The sequence below is a fragment of the Tenacibaculum larymnensis genome, assembly GCF_028829235.1.
GTDB lineage: Bacteria > Bacteroidota > Bacteroidia > Flavobacteriales > Flavobacteriaceae > Polaribacter > Polaribacter larymnensis.
Genome location: NZ_JAIWJY010000003.1, coordinates 238,033 through 259,328 on the forward strand (window position 1 = coordinate 238,033; position 21,296 = coordinate 259,328).

General features: G+C 31.8%; 22 protein-coding genes. 6 read left to right on the forward strand and 16 right to left on the reverse strand.

Going from position 1 to position 21,296, the window contains the following annotated elements:
• Positions 1 to 24: 24 nt before the first annotated feature.
• The 3 genes from LCI24_RS05995 to LCI24_RS06005 form a co-directional block, all read right to left on the reverse strand.
• Positions 25 to 1,092, reverse strand: a complete 1,068-nt coding sequence (locus LCI24_RS05995; protein ID WP_274639566.1) for an ABC transporter permease — start codon at positions 1,090 to 1,092, stop codon at positions 25 to 27.
• Positions 1,085 to 2,188 carry a mechanosensitive ion channel family protein gene (locus LCI24_RS06000; protein WP_274639567.1) on the reverse strand — a complete coding sequence of 368 codons (1,104 nt, stop codon included), beginning with the start codon at positions 2,186 to 2,188 and terminating at the stop codon, positions 1,085 to 1,087. Before LCI24_RS06000 ends, LCI24_RS05995 begins: the two co-directional genes overlap by 8 nt.
• Before the next feature lie 174 nt (positions 2,189 to 2,362).
• Complete coding sequence (locus LCI24_RS06005; protein ID WP_047790793.1) at positions 2,363 to 3,052, reverse strand: queuosine precursor transporter; 690 nt, start codon at positions 3,050 to 3,052, stop codon at positions 2,363 to 2,365.
• A 65-nt stretch (positions 3,053 to 3,117) separates the two neighbouring features.
• Between LCI24_RS06005 and fabD the strand changes: the two genes are divergently transcribed.
• Positions 3,118 to 4,002, forward strand: a complete 885-nt coding sequence (gene fabD, locus LCI24_RS06010; protein ID WP_047790801.1) for an ACP S-malonyltransferase — start codon at positions 3,118 to 3,120, stop codon at positions 4,000 to 4,002.
• A 75-nt stretch (positions 4,003 to 4,077) separates the two neighbouring features.
• Here the strand turns inward: fabD and LCI24_RS06015 are convergent, their stop codons facing one another.
• From LCI24_RS06015 to LCI24_RS06025, 3 genes are all read right to left on the reverse strand, one after another.
• On the reverse strand, positions 4,078 to 4,272 hold the full coding sequence (locus LCI24_RS06015) for a hypothetical protein (RefSeq protein ID WP_028891267.1): 195 nt from the start codon (positions 4,270 to 4,272) through the stop codon (positions 4,078 to 4,080).
• 271 nt (positions 4,273 to 4,543) lie between these two features.
• Positions 4,544 to 4,945, reverse strand: coding sequence for an MFS transporter (locus LCI24_RS06020; protein ID WP_274639568.1), 402 nt, complete (start codon positions 4,943 to 4,945; stop codon positions 4,544 to 4,546).
• A 16-nt stretch (positions 4,946 to 4,961) separates the two neighbouring features.
• The gene (locus tag LCI24_RS06025; RefSeq protein WP_274639569.1) at positions 4,962 to 6,089 is read right to left on the reverse strand and encodes a DegT/DnrJ/EryC1/StrS family aminotransferase; all 1,128 of its coding nucleotides are present in this window, start codon (positions 6,087 to 6,089) and stop codon (positions 4,962 to 4,964) included.
• A 195-nt stretch (positions 6,090 to 6,284) separates the two neighbouring features.
• Between LCI24_RS06025 and LCI24_RS06030 the strand changes: the two genes are divergently transcribed.
• Entirely contained in the window at positions 6,285 to 8,708 is a 2,424-nt protein-coding gene (locus LCI24_RS06030; protein WP_274639570.1) for an ATP-binding response regulator, read from the forward strand.
• Here the strand turns inward: LCI24_RS06030 and LCI24_RS06035 are convergent.
• From LCI24_RS06035 to LCI24_RS06045, 3 genes are all read right to left on the reverse strand, one after another.
• Positions 8,701 to 10,038 carry a sigma-54-dependent transcriptional regulator gene (locus LCI24_RS06035; protein WP_274639571.1) on the reverse strand — a complete coding sequence of 446 codons (1,338 nt, stop codon included), beginning with the start codon at positions 10,036 to 10,038 and terminating at the stop codon, positions 8,701 to 8,703. The genes LCI24_RS06030 and LCI24_RS06035 overlap by 8 nt on opposite strands.
• 115 nt (positions 10,039 to 10,153) lie before the next feature.
• On the reverse strand, positions 10,154 to 10,474 hold the full coding sequence (locus LCI24_RS06040; protein ID WP_274639572.1) for a hypothetical protein: 321 nt from the start codon (positions 10,472 to 10,474) through the stop codon (positions 10,154 to 10,156).
• Between the two features lie 60 nt (positions 10,475 to 10,534).
• Positions 10,535 to 10,843 carry a PepSY-like domain-containing protein gene (locus tag LCI24_RS06045; protein WP_274639573.1) on the reverse strand — a complete coding sequence of 103 codons (309 nt, stop codon included), beginning with the start codon at positions 10,841 to 10,843 and terminating at the stop codon, positions 10,535 to 10,537.
• Between the two features lie 253 nt (positions 10,844 to 11,096).
• Between LCI24_RS06045 and LCI24_RS06050 the strand changes: the two genes are divergently transcribed.
• Entirely contained in the window at positions 11,097 to 13,481 is a 2,385-nt protein-coding gene (locus tag LCI24_RS06050; RefSeq protein ID WP_274639574.1) for a penicillin acylase family protein, read from the forward strand.
• A 50-nt stretch (positions 13,482 to 13,531) separates the two neighbouring features.
• Here the strand turns inward: LCI24_RS06050 and LCI24_RS06055 are convergent, their stop codons facing one another.
• From LCI24_RS06055 to LCI24_RS06085, 7 genes are read right to left on the reverse strand one after another with little or no spacing between them, the layout of a single operon-like run.
• Positions 13,532 to 14,068, reverse strand: a complete 537-nt coding sequence (locus LCI24_RS06055; protein ID WP_274639575.1) for a hypothetical protein — start codon at positions 14,066 to 14,068, stop codon at positions 13,532 to 13,534.
• 3 nt (positions 14,069 to 14,071) lie between these two features.
• Positions 14,072 to 14,806, reverse strand: coding sequence for a nitroreductase family protein (locus LCI24_RS06060; RefSeq protein WP_274639576.1), 735 nt, complete (start codon positions 14,804 to 14,806; stop codon positions 14,072 to 14,074).
• Positions 14,807 to 14,854: 48 nt separating this feature from the next.
• A complete protein-coding gene (locus LCI24_RS06065; RefSeq protein WP_274639577.1) occupies positions 14,855 to 16,228 on the reverse strand; it encodes an aldehyde dehydrogenase in 1,374 nt (457 codons plus the stop codon).
• A gap of 3 nt (positions 16,229 to 16,231) precedes the next feature.
• Entirely contained in the window at positions 16,232 to 17,263 is a 1,032-nt protein-coding gene (locus LCI24_RS06070) for an alkane 1-monooxygenase (protein WP_274639578.1), read from the reverse strand.
• 29 nt (positions 17,264 to 17,292) lie between these two features.
• Positions 17,293 to 17,979 (reverse strand): RluA family pseudouridine synthase, encoded by a 687-nt coding sequence (locus tag LCI24_RS06075; protein WP_099215560.1) that lies wholly within the window; start codon positions 17,977 to 17,979, stop codon positions 17,293 to 17,295.
• A gap of 31 nt (positions 17,980 to 18,010) precedes the next feature.
• The gene (gene yihA / locus LCI24_RS06080) at positions 18,011 to 18,622 is read right to left on the reverse strand and encodes a ribosome biogenesis GTP-binding protein YihA/YsxC (RefSeq protein WP_099215559.1); all 612 of its coding nucleotides are present in this window, start codon (positions 18,620 to 18,622) and stop codon (positions 18,011 to 18,013) included.
• Positions 18,623 to 18,649: 27 nt separating this feature from the next.
• Complete coding sequence (locus LCI24_RS06085; protein ID WP_274639579.1) at positions 18,650 to 19,414, reverse strand: alpha/beta fold hydrolase; 765 nt, start codon at positions 19,412 to 19,414, stop codon at positions 18,650 to 18,652.
• 202 nt (positions 19,415 to 19,616) lie between these two features.
• On the opposite strand from LCI24_RS06085, the gene mraZ reads away from it, so the two are divergent.
• The 3 genes from mraZ to LCI24_RS06100 are packed head-to-tail and all read left to right on the forward strand — an operon-like array spanning position 19,617 to position 21,296.
• Positions 19,617 to 20,084 carry a division/cell wall cluster transcriptional repressor MraZ gene (gene mraZ / locus LCI24_RS06090; RefSeq protein ID WP_274639580.1) on the forward strand — a complete coding sequence of 156 codons (468 nt, stop codon included), beginning with the start codon at positions 19,617 to 19,619 and terminating at the stop codon, positions 20,082 to 20,084.
• On the forward strand, positions 20,071 to 20,967 hold the full coding sequence (gene rsmH, locus LCI24_RS06095) for a 16S rRNA (cytosine(1402)-N(4))-methyltransferase RsmH (RefSeq protein ID WP_274639581.1): 897 nt from the start codon (positions 20,071 to 20,073) through the stop codon (positions 20,965 to 20,967). Before mraZ ends, rsmH begins: the two co-directional genes overlap by 14 nt.
• Entirely contained in the window at positions 20,967 to 21,296 is a 330-nt protein-coding gene (locus LCI24_RS06100; protein WP_099215555.1) for an FtsL-like putative cell division protein, read from the forward strand. The genes rsmH and LCI24_RS06100 overlap by 1 nt, the downstream gene beginning before the upstream one ends.

Below are 21,296 nucleotides of genomic sequence, written 5' to 3' on the forward strand. Positions count from 1 at the left end.
TTTAAGAAAGCGAATTTACAAATTTTATGCTTTCACATCCAAAGCATCACGAAGTGTATTTCCAATTAACATAAAAGCCATTACTAAACTCATAATTGCTAATCCAGGAATCAATGCTAAAAATGGTTTGCCCAAAATGATATAATTATAATGGTTTTTAATCATAGCTCCCCAAGAAGGAGTAGGAGGTTGGGCTCCAATACCTAAAAAACTCAGTCCGCTTTCAATTAAAATAGCAGCTGCAAAATTTGCGGCAGAAATTACAATGATAGGAGCTAAAATATTAGGTAAAATATGTTTGAAAATAATTCTAAAATCAGAAAAACCTAAAGCTTTGGCAGCTTCTACATATTGCTGCTGTTTGGTAGTAATTACTTGACCACGAACTACACGGGCAACTTCTACCCACATGGTTAGCCCTACAGCAATAAAAACCTGCCAAAAACCTTTTCCTAAAGCTAAAGTAATAGCGATTACCAATAAAAGTGTTGGAATGGACCAAGTGATATTAATAATCCACATAATAAAATCATCTATCTTCCCTCCAAAATAACCTGCAATAGCGCCAATAGGAATTCCTATTAAGAGTGAAATAAACACAGCTATAAACCCAATAAAAAATGAAATTCTAGCACCAATTAATAACCTGCTTAATAAGTCACGACCATATTTATCAGTTCCTAAATAAAACGTTTTTTGCTGAATGTACTTTTCGTAGGAAGCAGGAAACTCTTTAGGTAAACCATCGGAGTATTTAATAACTTCTAACTGATTATTTTTAACAGAAAATGATTTAATAGGTATTTCTGTTGATGAATTTTGCTTTCCTTCCATAAAAACAGAAAACCACGATTGTTGATTTTTTACTTCTGAAGGAATACTTAATAGTTGCACAGAAAATCCAGGAGGTTTCGAGTGAATTTCTAAATGCATTTGATTGGCAGAGTTACTGTTATCAGGAGCTAAAACATAGCAAAAAACAGCAATAAACCCGCAAAAAACAATATACCAAAAACTAAACATACCTGTTTTACTACGTTTAAATTTTTGGATGGCTATTTGCCATAAAGATGTACCTGTATGATTATTCACTCTTTTGTATTTCTTTCAAGTTATTGATATCAATACTTGATGGATTTTGAAAAACTTCCAAGTCAAAATATTTTACAGAAGCTAAAATATGATCAAAAATGTTCGCCATAACACGTTCATAATCTACCCAATTTTTTTCTCTACTGAAGGCATAAATCTCTAGCGGAATTCCATTAGGAGTTGGCTCTAACTGACGAGACATTAATAACATGTCTTGATTAATTTTTGGATGATTCTCAATGTATTTATCTAAATAAATTCTGAAAGACCCAAAATTGGTAAGGTTTCTACCATTTAGAATAACCGATTTATCTACGTTATTCTCTTCATTATATTTTTTTACTTCCTTGCTACTTTCTTCTATGTAATCAGAAATTAATTCAATCTTTTTAAAACGTTCAATATCTTCATCGGTAAGAAAGTGGATGCTATTTATTTTAATTAAAATTGATCGCTTTATACGTCTACCACCTGAGGTGTTCATTGTTCTCCAGTTCTTAAAAGAATCGGATGTTAAGTAATACGTAGGAATACTGGATATTGTATTGTCAAAATTTCTAATAATTACCGAAGTAAGATTAATTTCAACTACATCACCATCGGCACCATATTTTTCCATAGTAATCCAATCTCCAATTCTAACAGTATCATTTACTGCTACTTGGATACTTGATACGAAACCAAGAATGGTGTCTTTAAAGATTAATAATAATACAGCTGAAAAAGCTCCTAAAGCAGTTAAAAATCTAATTAAAGGTTTACCTGTTAATACTGAAAAAGATGAAATAGCAGCAATTAACCACAATATGACCATAAAGATTTGTACATAACTTTCTAAAGGTTTGTCTTTGAAAGCATTTGTAGTACGAAGAAAATCTTTAACACTCAGTAAAATACTGCGTATAAACCAAACAATAGCAAAAATAATGGCAATAGTTGCAATACGTTCAGCATAAGTAAACAAGTGAGGGAAATCAACTAAAATATCTTTTAAAAAATTAAAAACAATAGTAAGAATAACAATTCTAGAAAGGTTTAAAAAAGCTTTGTTTTTAATAAGCATGTCATCAAAACTAGTTGATGTTTTTGCAGCCATTTTATTCACCGTTCTTTTACCAACATACCTAAAAATTTTGAATAAGATATAACCTAAAATTCCAAATATAATTAGGTTTGTAAATAAATTTAGATAAATGGCAAGCGTTTCCGAGAGTGAAAAATGCTCTTTAAAAATTCTGTAAAAAAACTTGTTCAACATAGTAGTGTTAAGTTAAAATTCTGTGATTTCTTCTCCCATTTTTAAGCCGAACTTTTTTCTAAACCAATATACAACAGCGTACAAAATAGGAGTGTCCAGAGCTGCTATAATGACTTTAAATAAAAAACCGCTAAGTAAAAGGCTACCAAAAATACTCCAAGGAAGTATTTTAAAAGAACTCAATAAAAATAATACGGTAAAAGTATCTATAAATTGTGACAAAAAGGTAGAAAAATTATTTCGAAGCCATAAATGCTTTCCTTTAGTTAGCCTTTTCCAAAAATGAAAAATACGAATATCTATAAACTGAGCAGCTAAGTAAGCTAACATAGAAGCTAATACTGCTAATGGAGAAAGTCCAAAAACCTTTGTGAAAGTTTCATTTCCTATAGGAGAGTTATCAATTGCAGGAGCATAATCAGCTACTAAAATAATTAACATTGAAAAAAAGGAGGCAAAAATACCTGCTACAACAACTTGATTGGCTTTTTTTTTACCATAAATTTCAGAAAGAATATCAGTAATTAAAAAAGTAATAGGATAAGGAAGTATTCCAACAGACACTTCAAAACGAAATAAATTAAAAGGTTCCCAATAAAAAAACTTCTGAAAAATTAGGTTTGAAGTTACAAGAGAGGCTATAAATAACGAAGCTAAAACTAGGTAAATAAGTTGTGCTTGAGATTTTTGTTGTACAGTCATAAAACGAAGATAGTAATTTTAAAAGTTGTATGTTTGCAAGGTTAAATAAACAACAAAACAAACAAATGAAAGCGTATATTTTTCCAGGTCAAGGAGCACAATTTACAGGAATGGGGTTAGATTTATATGAAAACTCTCCATTAGCTCAAGAACTTTTTGAAAAAGCAAATAATATATTAGGTTTTAGTATTACCGACGTAATGTTTGAAGGTACTGCTGAAGAATTAAAACAAACTAAAGTAACACAACCTGCTATCTTTTTACATTCAGTAATTTTAGCAAAAGTTTTAGGGGATGATTTTAAACCAGAAATGGTTGCAGGTCACTCTTTAGGAGAATTATCAGCATTAGTAGCTAATGGTGTATTGTCTTTTGAAGACGGATTAAAATTAGTTTCTAAACGTGCTTTAGCAATGCAAAAAGCATGTGAAATTCAACCATCTACTATGGCAGCTGTGTTAGGATTAGAAGATGCTGTAGTTGAAGAAGTTTGTGCTTCGATTGATGGAGTAGTGGTTGCAGCAAATTATAACTGTCCTGGACAATTAGTAATTTCTGGAGAAGTTGAAGCAGTTGAAAAAGCTTGTGAAGTATTGAAAGAAAAAGGCGCGAAAAGAGCGTTACTTTTACCAGTAGGAGGAGCATTTCATTCACCAATGATGGAGCCAGCTCGTGAAGAATTAGCAGCAGCTATTGAAGAAACTACATTTAACGAACCTATTTGCCCAGTATACCAAAATGTGGTAGCGAAAGCAGTAACAAATCCTGCTGAAATTAAAGAAAATTTGATAGCACAATTAACAGCGCCAGTAAGATGGACGCAATGTGTGCAAGCAATGATTGCTGATGGTGGTGCTGAGTTTGTTGAAGTTGGTCCTGGTAAAGTATTACAAGGATTAATGCGTAAAATTGATAGAAGTGTAGCTGCTAGTGGAGCTTCTTTAGCATAAATAGTAAAAGCATATAGTATAGAAAAATCCCGTTCCAAAAGAACGGGATTTTTGTTTTTGTGAAAAAGAAAGTTGTTATTTAGCTAAGACACAGTCTTCGCAATCTTTAACTTCACCATAATAGGTTTCTCTGTATTTGTGTACCGTTTCAAGCGGTATAATATTTAAAAACATTTTTTTAATGTAGGTAACATTAGTATGAAGTTTACCCATTTTTCTTGAAAATCGTTTTTCTAAACGTGTTTCTCTTTTAATTTTAATCAATTTCATTATTCTAGTATCATTTAATTAGGGTACAAAACTAAAAAGCTTAAAGCGTGATGTCAATTAATAAACGTTAAAACATTAAAAATCAGCTAATAAATATGTGTTCTTGAATTAGGAGTATACTATTTTAAGAATATGATAATAGGAAGTGGAAACAATTCACAAATTAGAGGTGTAAAAAAGCTGTTTTTTATTAAAATGAATAAAAAATCACTCAAAATTGATTGAAAATAATCAAAAATGAGTGGTTTTTTGTCTTTTTGTATAAGAAATCTTAGTTTCTGATATCTAAGGTTTGGAATATTTGTGCTTTTTTAGGAGCTAAAAGAATTAAATAAATTAATAAGATTACTCCTAAAAGCAAAAAGTCTGGTTTTAAAATTAAAATCAAAAAACAAGCACCTTCAATAATAGCCCATCTTACTATAGAAGCAGTTTGATAAATCGCAAATTTCTCCTCATTACTAGCATCTTTTTGTATTTTGCTTAACATGTTTTTAAACATGAAGTTACTAGCAACATAAGCTATTGCAGGAATAAAAGCATAGAATAAAGAAGAGTTATCAATCACCATGTCGAACATAATCTTAAAATTACCTAAAATGGTAAAAGCAAGAGTAATGCCGGCAACTAAAGCAAGGTGGATAATTTTTAAAGTTTTAATTTTTTGATCCATAAGGTTTCAGTCCAAATTATTGAATAAAATCATTTATAGTTTTAGTAATAAATGCTAATTGTTCTTCATCTAATTCGGTATGCATTGGTAATGAAATAACTTCATCAATTAATTGATTAGTTACTGTAAAGTCACCTTCATTATATCGGTCGTCTTGATATGCTTTTTGAGCATGTAACGGAACAGGATAATAAATAGCATTTGGAATACCGTTATCTAATAAATGTTGGTGTAGTTCATTGCGTTTTCCGTTGGTAATTCTTAATGTATATTGATGGAAAACATGCGTAGTAAAATCACTAATAGTTGGTGTAGTAATATTTGGGTTGTTAGTAAAAGCGTTTGAATAATATTCAGCGGCTTTTCTACGGGCATCGCAATAACTATCTAATAAAGGTAACTTAGCTTTTAATACAGCTGCTTGAATAGAATCTAAACGAGAATTTACTCCAACTACATCATGGTAGTAGCGTTTGTACATTCCATGGTTAACCATTCCTCTAAGCGTATGCGCTAATTCATCATTATTGGTAAAGATTGCACCACCATCTCCATAGCAACCTAAGTTTTTAGAAGGGAAGAAAGAGGTAGTACCAACATCACCCATAGTTCCTGCTTTCTTCTTCGTTCCGTTAGAAAAAGTATAATCTGCTCCAATGGCTTGGGCATTATCTTCTATTACAAATAAGTTATGTTCTTTAGCAATTTCTAAAACAGCTTCCATATTTGCACACTGGCCAAATAAATGAACAGGAACAATAGCTTTTGTTTTAGGAGTAATTGCCTTTTTTAAAGCTTCAATGTCAATATTAAAAGTATCTGGTTCAACATCAACTAAAACAGGTGTTAATTTTAATAAACCAATTACTTCAACTGTTGCAGCAAATGTAAAGTCAGCGGTAATTACTTCATCACCTTGTTCTAAACCTAAGCCCATCATCGCGATTTGCAAAGCATCGGTACCATTAGCACATGGAATTACATGCTTAACGCCTAGATAGTTTTCTAAATCAGCTTGAAATTCATGAACGTACGGTCCGTTAATATATGCTGAAGAATTTAGAATTTCTTGAATTGAAGTATCAACTGTATCTTTTATTTTTTGATATTGACTTTGTAAGTCAACCATTTGAATTTTTCTCATTTTGACATGATTTTATAGACATCAAAAATACAAACTATCTTTCATTGTTAAAGGGTCTTTGTAGAAAATAATAAGAGCAATAAGCGTATGTTTTGTATCAGTATTATACAATATGTTTAATAAATGAATTATTAAGCAACAAAGGTTGAGTATTGTCGTTTTGTAAAAAGAGAAAATAAGGTTACGTGTTACTTAATGAAAACATCTAAACGTAAAATAGCATTTAAGGTTTTAATAGGTTATGCCACTTTGGCGGTTTTAGCGGTTGTTTCAGGAATTTTGTTATTTTCTGAAATTAAAACATATATAGAAATCCAAAAGCAAGGTGTTTCTGATAGAAATAATATTATACAAACAGGAGGTTTAATTGCTGATATATATGAAAATGAAAATCTAGGAAGAGCTGCTATTCAGTTGAATTCTTATAAACGATATAATGAGTATGTAACAGAAAATAAATCATTATTAAAAAAGATTGATTCACTTAATTTCTTAGCAAAAGATGTATCAAAAAAATCAATACTAGATAGTGTTAAGTTAGTTCTAAATAAAAAACGAAAAAACATAACGAGTTTAAGAAGGTTAAACCAAAGAAATGCTTCCGAGAAATCTATTAATGAAGCCATAGATAAGCTAGGGTCTATAGATTCACTACTTGGAAAGGGTTCAGTAAAAGATCTTGTTGATAATCCTGATGTTTTTAGTAAAAAAACAGGACTAAGTTTAGAAAGATACTTAAAGTTATTTGATAGAGAGGATGAAGAAAAACCCGTTAATGCTGAAGAGCAAAAACAAATAGATTCTTTAGTTTCAGCTTCTAAAGAAATACTTCAAAAAGCTCAAAGAGAAACAACCATTAAGCGGAGGTTTTTGCGAATAAAAGAAAGGGAGTTAATAGAAAACGATATCACAATATCAAGAAAATTACGGGAGGTTTTAAGTGTGCTTGAAAGAGATGTTATTTTCAATGCAAATCAAGCTCATAAAAAACATGAAGAAACGCTTGGGCGTAGCAAGAATATAATTCTTTTAGCTACGGGAGTAGGTTTTGTTATCATTGTGCTTTTTTCAATAATAATTTTAAATGATTTCTGGAGAAGTCAGCATTATAGGCAAGAATTAGAAAGTGCGAATGCAATTACCTCGTCGCTTTTAAAAAGTAGAGAGCAGTTAATATCTATGGTTAGTCACGATTTGAGGACTCCGCTTAGTACAATTACTGGTTTTAGCGAATTGTTGCAAAAATCAATAGCTAATACTAAAGAGAAAAACTATGTGGTGCATATACAAAATGCATCGGTTTACATGGGACAACTTGTAGGGGATCTTTTAGAGTTTTCCAAATTAGAAAACGGTAAAATAACTATTGAAGCTATTCCTTTTGATTTAAAGAGAAATATAGAAGAGGTGGCAAATAGTGCTAAAAATCTTGTTCAAAACAAGCCTGTTTCAGTGAATGTAAAACATGATGAAAAAATAAACTCACTAATTGTTAGTGACCCTTTTAGAATAAAACAAATACTATATAATTTAGTAACCAATGCCTGTAAGTTTACAAAAGAAGGTTCAATTACAATACAGAGTAAATTAAGAAGTGTAAAGGAAAAAAAATACATAGAGATTGCGGTAATCGATACAGGAGTAGGAATAGGTAAAGACAAACAAGAAAAAGTATTTAAAGAATTTACACAAGTGCACGAAAAAGAGAATGGTCAAAATGGATTTGGATTAGGTTTAACTATTTCCAAAAGACTAGCGGAACTTTTGGGAGGTTCTTTAACTCTACAAAGTAGCTTGGGGAAAGGAAGCAGGTTTTCACTATTTGTACCAGTTACATTTGCTGAAGGAAAACCAAAAGAAAATGAAGCAAACTCTCAAAAAGAAATACTTAATATTCACGCTATAGTGGTAGAAGATGATACCTCTTTGAGATCATTGTTAAAGAATGTTTTAAAAGGATTTGGAGTTACAGTAACTTCTTTTAGTAATGCACAAGAAGCACTGAATGAAATAGATAATGTTGCTTATGATTTGGTTTTGACTGATATTCAGCTTCCTAAAATGAATGGTATCCATTTTATGGAGACTTTAAAGAAGCATAATTCCTATAAAGGTCAGCCCATCGTAGCAATGACTGGAAGGGCGAATTTATCAGAAAGTGAATATATTAAAAACGGCTTTTCAGATGCGTTAATTAAACCTTTTCACTCTAAAAGATTAAAAGAAATTTTACAACAATTTTTTGATTTTAAAATCCAAGATAATGATGTAATCAATAGTTACATTGATAACAAGAAAACAAATAGTTTTGATATTACTTCCTTGAAAATATTTTTAAATAATGATAAGGTAGAGATAAATAAAACTTTAGAATCCTTTTTAAAAGATACAGAACAGAATTTGTTATTATTAAAGAAGTTTGTGAAAGAAAATGACTTACAGGGATTTAATAATGTTAGTCATAAAATGTTAGGAATGTCAAAGCAACTAAAAGCGACTAAATTAATCGCTTTCTTAGAAGAATTTGAGGTTAGTGATGAGATAAACAAAACTTCATGGAGAAATTTTGAAAAAGAGTTAAAAATCTTTTTAAAAGAAGTAAAAAATTACCTTAACTAATATTGTACTCTTTCAATTTATTATACAGGGTTTTTCTGGTAATATTTAAAAGTTTTGCAGCCTTAGTTTTGTTATTTCCAGCCTCATGTAAAGCTCTAATAATAAGGTTTTTTTCATTTTCTTTGGTAGAGAAATCATTAGGTAAACTGTATTGACTTTCGGTGTTTTTTAATTCTTCAGGTAAAACTTCTTTTTCTATAATTTCAGTTTGAGATAAAAGCGTAGCTCTTTTAATAACATTAGATAATTCTCGTAAGTTTCCAGGCCAATTATATTGTTGAAATAAAGCTAGAACTTCTTGAGAAAATCCAGCAATTGATTTGTTGAGTTGTTTGTTAGCCTTTTCTAAGAAGAAATCAGCGTATAGAATTAAATCATCTTTTCTATCTTTTAAACTAGGAACCTTGATAGAAAATTCATTTAAGCGATGGTATAAATCTTCTCTAAAATTACCTTTTTCAACAGCTAACAATAAATCTTCATTGGTAGCTGTAATCAAACGAATGTCTACCATAATTTCTTTACTACTTCCAACAGGTTTAATCTTCCTTTCTTGTAAAGCACGTAATAATTGTACCTGACTTTCATAGTTCAAATTTCCAACTTCGTCTAAAAAAAGAGTTCCTCCGTTTGCAGCTTCAAAATGTCCTATTTTATCATTTATAGCTCCTGTAAAAGATCCTTTTTGATGTCCAAAGAACTCACTTGAAGCTATTTCTTTAGGTATAGCTCCGCAATCTACAGCAATAAATGGTTTGTCTTTACGTAAACTTTGGGTATGAATTGTGTTTGCAACCACCTCTTTACCTGTACCACTTTCACCTGTAATAAGAACAGACATGTCGGTTGGAGCTACTAAGTGAATATGTTCGTGTAAACTTTTAGAAGCTGAACTTATGCCTGAAACAATATTAGAATTTGAGTTTGAAACTTTTTTGTCTTCTTTTTTACTCTCGACAATTTGTTCAGTTTTAACCTCAAGAGCATTACTAATTACTTCTAAAACTTCTTCAGGGTTAAAAGGCTTAGAAATATAATCAAAAGCACCTTGTTTCATAGCCTGTACTGCTGTTGAAACTTCTGCATAACTCGTCATTAAAACAACAGGAATTTTACTATCGGTATTTTTACTTTGTTTCAATAAATCAATACCATTTCCATCAGGAAGACGTAAATCAGTAAAAATTAAATTATAGGAATGTTTTTTTAAGAGAGTGAAAGCATTTTTAATAGTATAACTAACCTCTACAGTGTACTGATGTCGCTCTAAGAAATGTTTTAACATATTAGAAAAAGTAACATCATCCTCTACTAGTAAAATCTTTTTCATAAAAAATGTTTATTCTAAATTGTTTGTATAGTATAAGCTCTTTGTAAAAAACAAAAAGAGCGTTTTACATGAAAACGCTCTTTCGTCAATAAAATTGAGGAGGGAAATAAAAAAATTACTTTTTTGAATTGCTAACTTCTTTTTCGTCTAATAAGTTACCTTCTTTGTCAGTATAAATAGTTTTGGTTGTGCTATTTACACTAATCTCTAATTTGTACTGCTCTTTTTCGTTAACAAAAGCTTTACTTAAGTTAGCTTTAGGGAAGCTTTCCTTAATAGAGTTTACTAATGTTGCTGGTAACTTGTCTAAAGAGATTTCTTGGAATCCATCTGCTACAACTGTATGAACTGGAGTAATAGGGGAAATAGTATTGTTTACTGTTGCATAAGTTGAAACACCTGCTAAGATTGCTACTGCTAAGATTAATTTTTTCATGACATTAAGTTTTAAGTTATAATTATTTAATATTGTAATACAACAAGGGGAATATGTGTGTTATTTTACGTCTTTAGCGTCTAACCAATTTCCGTCTTTGTCAGCAAAAAGAGTTTTGCTTTCGTTTTCTAAGCTAATCTCTAATTTATATTGCTCGTTTTCGTTAACAAAAGCTTTGCTTAATTTACCTTTAGGAAAACTTTCTTTTACAGATTTTACTACTGCTGCTGGTAATTTATCTAAAGAAACTTCTTTAAAACCTTTTTCTACAACCGTGTGAACTGGAGTAATAGGAGAAATAGTGTTGTTAGTTGTTGCGTAAGTTGAAGCTCCTGCTAAAATAGCTGCTGCTAAGATTAAATTTTTCATGATATTAAGTTTTTAAGTTATTTACTGTTTGCTTGTTATATTGAAATAAATATGCCATCAACTTTAATAAAACAACAAAAGGTGGTAACGTATTGTTTTTTAGATGTTTATTGTTTTTTTTAAGTTTTAAGAGGGATATTTTTTATGTGTAAAAAGTGTGTAAACAATTAATTAATACTGTGTAAAAGTTACACGATTTACTCAGAAGATAAACAATAAATATTTCTGTTATCTTTGAAGAAAATCATCCCTAATGAAGTTATTTAAAAAGTCTTTAAAAATTGTTCTGTTATTATTAGTGTTAGTAAGTGTTGGAGTTTGGTTATTTACAAAAACCTTACATCCTACGTATAAAGGAGAGTTAGCATTAGCTAATATTTCAGATAAAGTTACGGTGTATTATGATGAGGTTGGAGTGCCGCATATCAATGCGCAAAATCAACTAGACGCTTATACTGTTTTAGGGTATGTGCATGCTCAAGATCGATTGTGGCAAATGGAACTAATTAGAAGAATTGCAGCTGGAAGATTAGCAGAAGTTTTTGGAAAAGATTTGGTAAGAGTAGATAAGTTTTTTTCTGGGTTAGGAATTGAAGAAGCTGCCGAAAAAACGATTCAAGAATTAGATAAAAATTCAGAAACTTATAAATTAACGGAAGCTTACTTAAACGGAGTTAATCAGTTTATTGAAGAAGGAGCAACACCATTAGAGTTTTATTTAGTAGGATTAGATAAAGAAAACTATACAGTTAAAGATATATATAATGTTTTTGGTTACATGGCATTTAGTTTTGCGATTGCACATAAAACGGATCCGTTGTTAACTGAAGTTAAAGAAAAGTTAGGTGAGTCTTATGTAAATGAGTTGTTGAACTCTTTCAATAAGAATTTAACACTGAATAAGACAACGAATAAAAAAGCGATTAAAGCAGAAATGTCTGTTGCTGTTAATGAGATTATAGAGCAATTACCAGTTGCACCTTTTATAGGAAGTAATTCTTGGGTAATTGCACCCCCTAAAACCAAAAACGGTAAAGTGATTTTTGCTAATGACCCGCATATTACATTTTCTCAACCATCGGTTTGGTATCAAAACCATATAAAAACTCCTGATTTTGAAATTTACGGATTTAATCTAGCGTTGATGCCTTTTCCGTTATTAGGACACAATAAAGAGTATGCCTACGGACTAACAATGTTGGCAAATGATGATTTGAATTTTTATGTGGAAGAAAACAATCCTGAAAATCCGTTGGAATATAAAACTCCAGAAGGATTTAAAAAGTATGAGTTGTTAAACAAACATATAAAAGTTAAAGGAGGAAAAGATACCACGTATCAAGTAAAAGTAAGTAAGCACGGACCAATTATGAATGGGCTGATAGAGCATATTACTGATGATAGACCCGTGGCAATGAATTGGATTTATACGCAGCTACCAAATAAATTATTAGAAGCGTCTCACAAAATGTCGCATGCAAATTCGTTACAAGATTTTAAAACAGGAACAGCTCAAATACACGCTCCAGGACTAAATGTAATGTATGGTGATGCTAAAGGGAATGTAGGTTGGTTTGCTTCAGCTAAATTGTATGAATTAAGAGATAGTTTATCTTCTAAAATGTATTTAAACGGAGCTTCTGGGAACGATGAAATTGTAGAATATTTAGAATTTGAAGAAAATCCGCAAGCTGAAAATCCTAGTTGGAATTATGTGTATTCAGCAAATAATCAACCAGATTCTGTAAGAGGAAAATTGTATCCTGGATATTATCAGCCTGAAGATAGAGCGAAGAGAATTGTTCAGCTATTAGAACCTAAAAACGATTTTACGAAAGAGGATGTTGCTGAAATGATTTATGATGTAACCTCACCTGTAGTTCCAGAAATCGGGAGAGAATTGTTGGTAAGTGTAGATAAATCGTCACTATCTCCTTCGGCAAAAAAAGCATATTCGGTGTTAGAAAAGTGGAATGGAGAATATTTAAAAACTAATGTAGCTCCGACTATTTATAATCGATTTTTGCATGAATTCTTAACTGCTACTTACAAAGATGAGTTAGGAGATAGTTTTCAGTTGTTTATTGATACGCAATTACAAGATCAAGTGTTAGCAGAGCAGGCTAAAAGGGAACAATCAGTTTGGTGGGATGATATTTCAACGACAGATAAAGTTGAAACCAGAAAAGAAATAATTACCACAGCTTTTCAAAAAGCCATCACATTTTTACAAAATCAATTAGGAGAGAATGTAGAAAATTGGACGTGGAATCGCGTAATTTCAGTGGAATATGAACACGCTATTGGTAAAGCGGGAGGTTTGTTGCGTAAATTTTTTAATGTCGGTCCGTTTGAAACTATTGGAGGAAATGAGGTGATTAACAACCAGATTTTCAAGTTGGATAGTACAGGTGTGTATAAAATTCATGGTGGACCTTCAACACGTAGAGTCATTGACTTTTCTGATGTAGAAAATAGCATTGCGATTTTACCAACAGGGCAATCAGGAAATGTATTCAGTCCGTATTATAAAGACCAAGCACAAAAATATGTAGATGGTGAGTTTGTAAAAATGAACCTTAATGAGGCAACTATACAAAAGAGTAAAAATAAATTGGTGTTTTTACCGAAGGAATAAGAGGAATAATATGTCATTTCGAAGGGAGAATGACTGAGGAATCTAAATAATTAAAAATGAGATTTCTCTCTCTGGTCGAAATGACGAGTTTTTCTTGGTTGTATTTTAGATTTTAAAAGATTTAAAAGATGAGTATCATCTTTTTTATTTTGACTTAGAGTTTGATATATTTCGAGGAGGTCTAAATATTCCCACTCTTTAAACTTGTTAATCTTGTATGAAGAAGAGGGAGTTAATAATTTTAAGAAATACTCAACTTTACCTCTACCATAACCTTGAGATTTTATTTCAATAGAAATGTCTTTCAATTTATAAGTTCTTTCCCACTCCTTATTAAAATTTGTCCCTTTTATAATCACTTGAGTCTTGTTTATCTGTATTTCTTTAATATAATTTCTGACTATAAAAAAAGATAAAATTCCCCAAACTATTGAGTAACCTATAGTCAAGGTGGTAGAAAAGGCAATAGAATTTTTTTTAATAGGTATAAGAGAAAGTAAGAGTATGGGGATAATAGGAGGAAAAAACAAAGACATAAATCTATGCCAATATTTTTTTTGTTTTATAGGTTGATAAATTTTATTCATTTTTTAAACCTCTCTATAAACCTCCTCAAAAGGAATTCTAAAACGTTCTCCATACACTCCTTCGGGTTTGCGAATACCACATGACACAACCATGTTAATTTCTGCGCCAAAAGGTAACCCCAGCAAACGTTTTACACGCCAAGTGTCAGAACCTTCCATAGGGCAGGTGTCGTAACCTTCAGCAGCCATTGAAAGCATGAATGTTTGTGCTGCTAATCCACAAGTTTTGTGAGCTACAATGCGCATATCACTATTGCGAACTTCTCTATAAATAGGTCGAAATACCCCAACAATTGAAAATAGTATATACTTCAACCAGCCAAAAATTCCTAAGAAATCAAAATACGTGAAAGGAATTAGCTTTCCGTAGTAGTTACGTGCTACTTTTTCTCTACTTCGTTGTTCTGATTTCGGATTGTTTTTACCAAAAACTGTATCCATAAAAGCTAAATTAGCTTTAGCTCTTTTACGCCACAAATCTTTACGAGTAACAAAAACCACTAGCTGCTGAGCAGTTTTAGCTGCATTTTGATTAAAGCATAATGGAGCCATTTTTTTTATAATTTCCTTATCAGTGATATGATAAAACTCCCACAGTTGCATGTTGCTACTGGTAGGAGCTAAACTCGCCTGTTCTAAACATTTTTTTACAATGGAAGTGTCTATCGGTTTTTCAGGGTCGTACACTCTTACCGAACGACGATAATTAACTGCTTCTGATACGGATTTTTCACTCATTTGTGGGTGTCTTGATTCTTGTGTCTACTTATTTTATTATCTAATAAATTACCCTAGTTTCATTAAGGTTTTTAATTGTTGTAGTTTCCCTTTATATGGAGCATATCGAGTAGGAACATCTAGCCAAGTTCCGCGAGAAACCACTCCTTTATGATGAGAAAAAGTATCAAAAGTTTTTTTTCCGTGATAACTACCTATACCACTTTCTCCCACGCCACCAAAAGGCAACCTATGATTAGCAAAATGTACTGTAGTATCATTTATCGTACCTCCACCAAACGAAAAACGCTCAATCATTTTCTTAGCAAATGAATTTCTATTGGTGAAAACATATAAAGCCAGAGGCTTATCATATTTAGCTGTTATTTTTTCAATATCAGCTTCATTTTCATAGGAAATTAGTGGTAAGATAGGTCCGAAAATTTCACCTTTCATTACTTCACTATCTAGACTAGGTTCATCAATTAAGGTAGGGGCAATATAGCGATCATCTCTATCAGTTTGTCCACCAATTACACACTTTTCATTTTCTAGCATAATGGCTAAACGATCAAAGTTTTTAGTGTTTACGATACGTGGAAAATCAAAGGAGTTTTGAGGGTTTTCGCCATAAGCTCTAAAAATATCCTCCTTAAACTCTTGTATAAACTGTTCTTTTACCGATTTATGAATTAATAAATAATCAGGAGCAATACAAGTTTGTCCACCATTAATAAATTTCCCCCAAACCAAACGCTTTGCAGCAAGTTTGATGTTTGCGGTTTCATCAATAATAGATGGGCTTTTTCCTCCCAATTCTAGAGTAACTGGAGTTAAGTGATTGGCAGCAGCCTTAGCAACAATTTTTCCCACAGGAACACTTCCAGTAAAAAAAATATAATCCCAACGTTGTGCTAATAATTCTGTAGAAACATCCACACCGCCTTCTACAACAGCTACATGATTTTTATCAAAAACAGCTTCGATGATTTCTTTGGTAATTTTACTCGTGTTGGGTGTTAGTTCTGAAGGTTTTAAAACTACAGTATTTCCTGCTGCAATGGCTCCCAATAAAGGAGCAAATGCTAGTTGATACGGATAATTCCAAGGAGCAATAATTAAAACAGTACCATAAGGTTCTTTATAAATTTTTGCTGATGATGGAAAGTTTAATAAAGAAGGCAATACACGCTTGGGTTTGCTCCAAGAATATATGTTTTTTATCGCCATTTTTAACTCAGCCAGTACGATAGAAGTTTCAGTCATCACAGCTTCGTATTCTGATTTTTTAAAATCATCATGTAAAGCTTTGATAATATCTTGTTCTCTTGTAATAAGCTCTTTTTGTAGTCTTTTTAAAGCACTTTTTCTAAAGGAGATATCTTTGGTTTGTTGTGTTGCAAAATAATTTTTTTGCGACTGAACCAATTCGGGAATATTCATAGGTTATATATCTTGTAATTTTTTATTCATTATTGAAAACCATAAAGGAGGTACCAAAGCCACAAGCATCATACCTGGATATCCTGTTGGCATTTGAGGGCTCTCTGGTAATGATTTTAAGAGCTGATAATGTTTACTTCCGTTATAGTGATGATCGGAATGGCGAGATAAATTAAACAGCATTAACATACCAATTCTGTGATCAGAATTCCATGAATGAGTTCTTTTTACACGTTCATAACGACCTTTTTCGTTTTGTTTACGTAGTAGTCCGTAATGTTCTATATAGTTTACAGTTTCTAATAATAAAATTCCAAAAACAGCTGCTGCTGTAAAAGCAAGTAGAGCATTTAATCCAAAGAGAAAGAAAATACCTATCAATAACAATATATTACAAATCGTATAGATGAGCATTCTGTTTTGCAGATGAAACCAATTTCTACCAGAATTTTTTAGACGTCTGTTTTCTGTTTCCCAAGCTTGATAATAGCTTTGAAAATGAGAACGGATCCAGAATAGATATACTATTTCATTTTTTCTTGCGGTTGCAGCATCTTTAGGTGTAGCTACATTAAAATGATGTCCGGCATTATGATAGGGTAAAAAGTGAGTATCTAAAGATGTTAATAATAAAATCTCACCTAAAAACTCATCAAAACGGTTGTTCCGATGACCTAATTCATGTCCTACATTAATACCAATTACACCACACATTAATCCCATAGCAGAGATTCTTCCTATATATTCTATGGTGGTTAAATGTGCATCTTTCATCATCCATAAAAACCATCCTAAAAAAAGTAATTGAACAGGTACTGTTGCGTATAAGATATAAGTATACAGCTTGTTTTCTTTTTCTAGCTCTTCTTGTTCTTTGTTAAGGTTTTGTTTGTCTGGGTTAAAAAGCAGTTCAAGTAGAGGAACAAACCCAAAAAATACGACTAAAGGTAATAATGTTAACCAACCCATACTCGTAAACGAAATGTATACAGTTATAGGGAGTATTAAGATAGTTAAAAATTTAAGAGCTTTCATCTTATGTGAAATTTGTCTAAATATACAAATTACAAGCAAGCATCCCAAACTGGGTCAGAAGGAGTTGGAGCAGTGATTTTAATAAGTTCTTTACTAACTGGATGCGTAAATTCTATTTTTCGTGCATGTAAATGGATGCTTCCATCTTTATTGCTTCTTTTTGCTCCGTATTTTAAGTCGCCTTTAATAATAGCACCAATATTAGAAAGTTGTACACGAATTTGATGATGACGTCCTGTTTCTAAGTCAACTTCAAGCAACGAATAGTTATCTAATTTTTTAAGTGTTGTGTAATGTAAAGTAGCTTTTTTACTTCCGTTAACTTCTTTGTTGTATGCTGTAGACTTATTGTTCTTTGGGTTCTTTTTTAAATAATTTGTTAAAGTGTCAGCAGCTTTTTTAGGTTGTTGTTGAACAATTGCCCAGTATGTTTTTTTTATGGTTTTGTCACGCAACATTTTGTTTAAGCGTTCTAAAGCTTTAGATGTACGTGCGTAAATAACAATGCCAGAAGTAGGTCTATCTAAACGATGAACAGTTCCTAAATAAACATTACCAGGTTTGTTATATTTTTCCTTAATATATTCTTTAACTACATCAGAAAGAGGTTTGTCGCCTGTTTTATCGCCTTGTACGATATCGCCAGCACGCTTATTAACCACAATAATATGATTGTCTTCATGTAAGACCTGTAAATTTTCTTTAGTAGAGTGCATATTAGGAGTTACCTTAAGGTTACTAGAAGAACTATTTGAAGTTCTCAGCTACGTCCTCATTTACCTGATCGATAAAACTTAAAAACTCATCACGTCCCATTCCTGTAGAAGAAGAAGTTACAAAAGACATTGGTAATTCTTCCCAATACTTTAATAATTTCTTTTTATAAGCAGTAATTTGTTTGTTAAGTTTAGAACTGCCTAATTTGTCTGCTTTGGTAAAAACAATACAGAAAGGAATACGGTTTTCACCTAAAAACTGCATAAACTCTAAGTCTATTTTCTGCGGATCATGGCGAGAATCAATTAAAACAAAGGTACAAACCAGTTGTTCACGCTCTTTAAAATAATTTTCAATAAAGAATTGAAAAATTTGTCGCTTTTTTTTAGATACTTGAGCATAACCATATCCTGGAAGATCCACTAAAAACCATTCATCATTAATTTTAAAATGGTTAATAAGTTGAGTTTTTCCGGGCTTACCAGAGGTCTTTGCTAAATCTTTTCGCTCCATCAACATGTTAATTAACGAAGACTTACCAACGTTTGAGCGGCCAATAAAAGCATACTCAGGTATTCTGTCTTTAGGAGCTTTGGTAACATTACTGTTACTCATTACAAATTCAGCAGATTTTATTTTCATACTATAATTAAGCTAGTTTAGCTGTTGTTATATTTCGCGTTTTGAAAGCCAGCTTTCTAAAATTTCATTAAACTCTTCTGGAGTTTCCATCATAGCTGCATGCCCACATTTATCTATCCAAAATAAATCAGCATCAGGTAAGAGTTTTTTGAAGTCTTCAGCAACTTCTGGTGGAGTAACGCTGTCTTGTTTTCCCCAAATTAAACAAGTAGGTTGTTTCATGTTGGGTAAATCTTTAGCCATATTATGACGAATTGCACTTTTAGCAATAGCTAATGTTCTAATCAATGTATTTCTATCGTTGATAACATCATACACTTGATCTACAAGTTCGTCTGTGGCAATAGCTTTATCATAAAAAACATCTTGCGCTTTTTTTCTAACAAACTCTTTGTCACCTCTTTTAGGATAGCTATCTCCCATAGAGTTTTCGTATAGCCCTGAACTACCTGTTAAAACTAATGCTTTAACATCTTCAGAGTAATGTTTTGTGTAGTATAAAGCTATATGTCCGCCTAAAGAATTTCCTAATAAAGTAACATTTTTAAGTCCTTTGTACTCTATGAAATCATGTAAAAATTTGGCTAAATTTTTTACATTGGTTTTAAGGAGAGGTAAGGTGTATAGGGGTAATTCTGGAATAAAAACTTGATATCCTTTTTTTGAAAGATGATTAAAAGTGGAGTTAAAATTACTTAAAGCCCCCATTAGTCCATGAAGAATGATAATTGGGCTTCCTTCTCCTGCTTCAGCGTATGTAAATTTGTCTTCTTTCTTTAAAAATTCAGTCATTATGTTTCTGATTTGACTTAACCACAAATGTAGTTCTTTTTTATCACTTTTTCATTTTTATTATTTCATGTACAATGGCGATATAGAAGTCTTTTAGTATCAGTTTTTTAGCTTAAAAACTAAAACTTATCAACAATGTGGTAAAAAGTGGTAAAAAGTGGTAAATATTTTTTATTTTTGATGCAAACTATAGTTTCTTTACGTGATAAATTTAATTGGAACATATGAGTGCAAGGTAGATGCTAAAGGGAGGTTGATGATGTCGTCAGCGTTCAAGAAGCAACTGTCTTCTGTGTTGCAAGAAGGTTTTGTGATTAAACGCTCTGTGTTTCAGTCTTGTTTAGAGTTGTATCCGATGCAAGAGTGGAATTTAATGATGGCAAAAATCAATAAACTAAATCGATTTGTAAAGAAAAATAATGATTTTATCAGAAGGTTTACTGCTGGTGTAAAAATGGTGGATGTAGATGCTTCTGGAAGGATATTGATTCCGAAAGATTTATGTCAATTTGCAGGAATAGAAAAGCAAGTAGTGCTTTCTTCTGCAGTGAATATTATTGAGATTTGGGATAAGGGTAAGTACGAAAAAGTAATTGATGATGCTGTTGTTGATTTTGCTGAATTGGCAGAAGAAGTAATGGGTAATACGGAAGCAGATGAGTTATCATAGTCCAGTTTTGTTGAAAGAAAGTGTAGATGCACTTAATATAAAGGAAGATGGAGTGTATGTGGATGTCACTTTTGGAGGAGGAGGACATTCTAGAGAAATATTGAGTCGATTAGGAGAAAAAGGAAAATTGTTTGCTTTTGATCAAGATCCAGATGCGCAGCAAAATAAAATTGACGATCCGCGTTTTGTGTTGATTGGTGAGAATTTTCGATTCATATCTAGGTTTTTACGTTTTTACGGTGTTAGGAAGGTAGATGGGGTGTTGGCTGATTTAGGTGTGTCGTCGCATCAATTTGATGAAGCTGAAAGAGGTTTTTCAACTCGTTTTGATGCAGATTTAGATATGCGAATGGATCAAAAGTCTGAGTTGTCAGGAAAAAAAATCATCAATACATATACTGAAGAAGATTTAGCAGATGTGTTGTTTTTGTATGGAGAGTTGCGAAATGCAAGAACTTTAGCTAAAACAATTGTTGAAGCAAGAGAGGGTAGAGAGATTAATACAAGTTTTGAGTTAAAAGAGGTGTTGCAAAGATTTTTGCCAAAAGCCAAAGAGCATAAAATTCTAGCACAAATTTTTCAAGCAATACGAATAGAAGTAAATCAAGAGTTGGAAGTGTTGAAGGAGTTTTTACAGCAAATTCCAGATTTGTTGAATGAGGATGGACGATTGAGTGTGATTTCATATCACTCGTTAGAAGATAGGTTGGTGAAGCGATTTATAAGAACGGGGTTGTTTAGCGGTGAGCCAGAAAAAGATTTTTATGGTAATACCAATGTGCCGCTTAAAAAGGTTGGTAAAATGATTGTGCCAACAAAAGAAGAGATTAAAGAGAATAACAGAGCACGAAGTGCGAAACTAAGAATAGCAACATTAAAATAATGTCTAAAGTAAGAAAGAGTATATACGATCTTTTAAGAGGAAGTTTTCTTACGGATGAAAGCTCATTTAAAAACTGGCGGATTTTAATTTTTGTTGTAGTGCTGTTGTTAATAATGATATATAGTTCGCACAGTGCAGATGCAAAAGTGGTGCAAATAGCAGAGCTTAATAAGAAGAAAAGAGAGTTGCGGGCTGAAGATGTAGATACGAGTACTGAATTAATGAGGATGAAGTTAGAAAGTAGTATTCGAGATAAAGTAAAAAGTAAAGGGTTGTTCCCTGCAAAAAAACCGCCCCAAAAAATAAAAGTAACATATAATAAAGAGTAA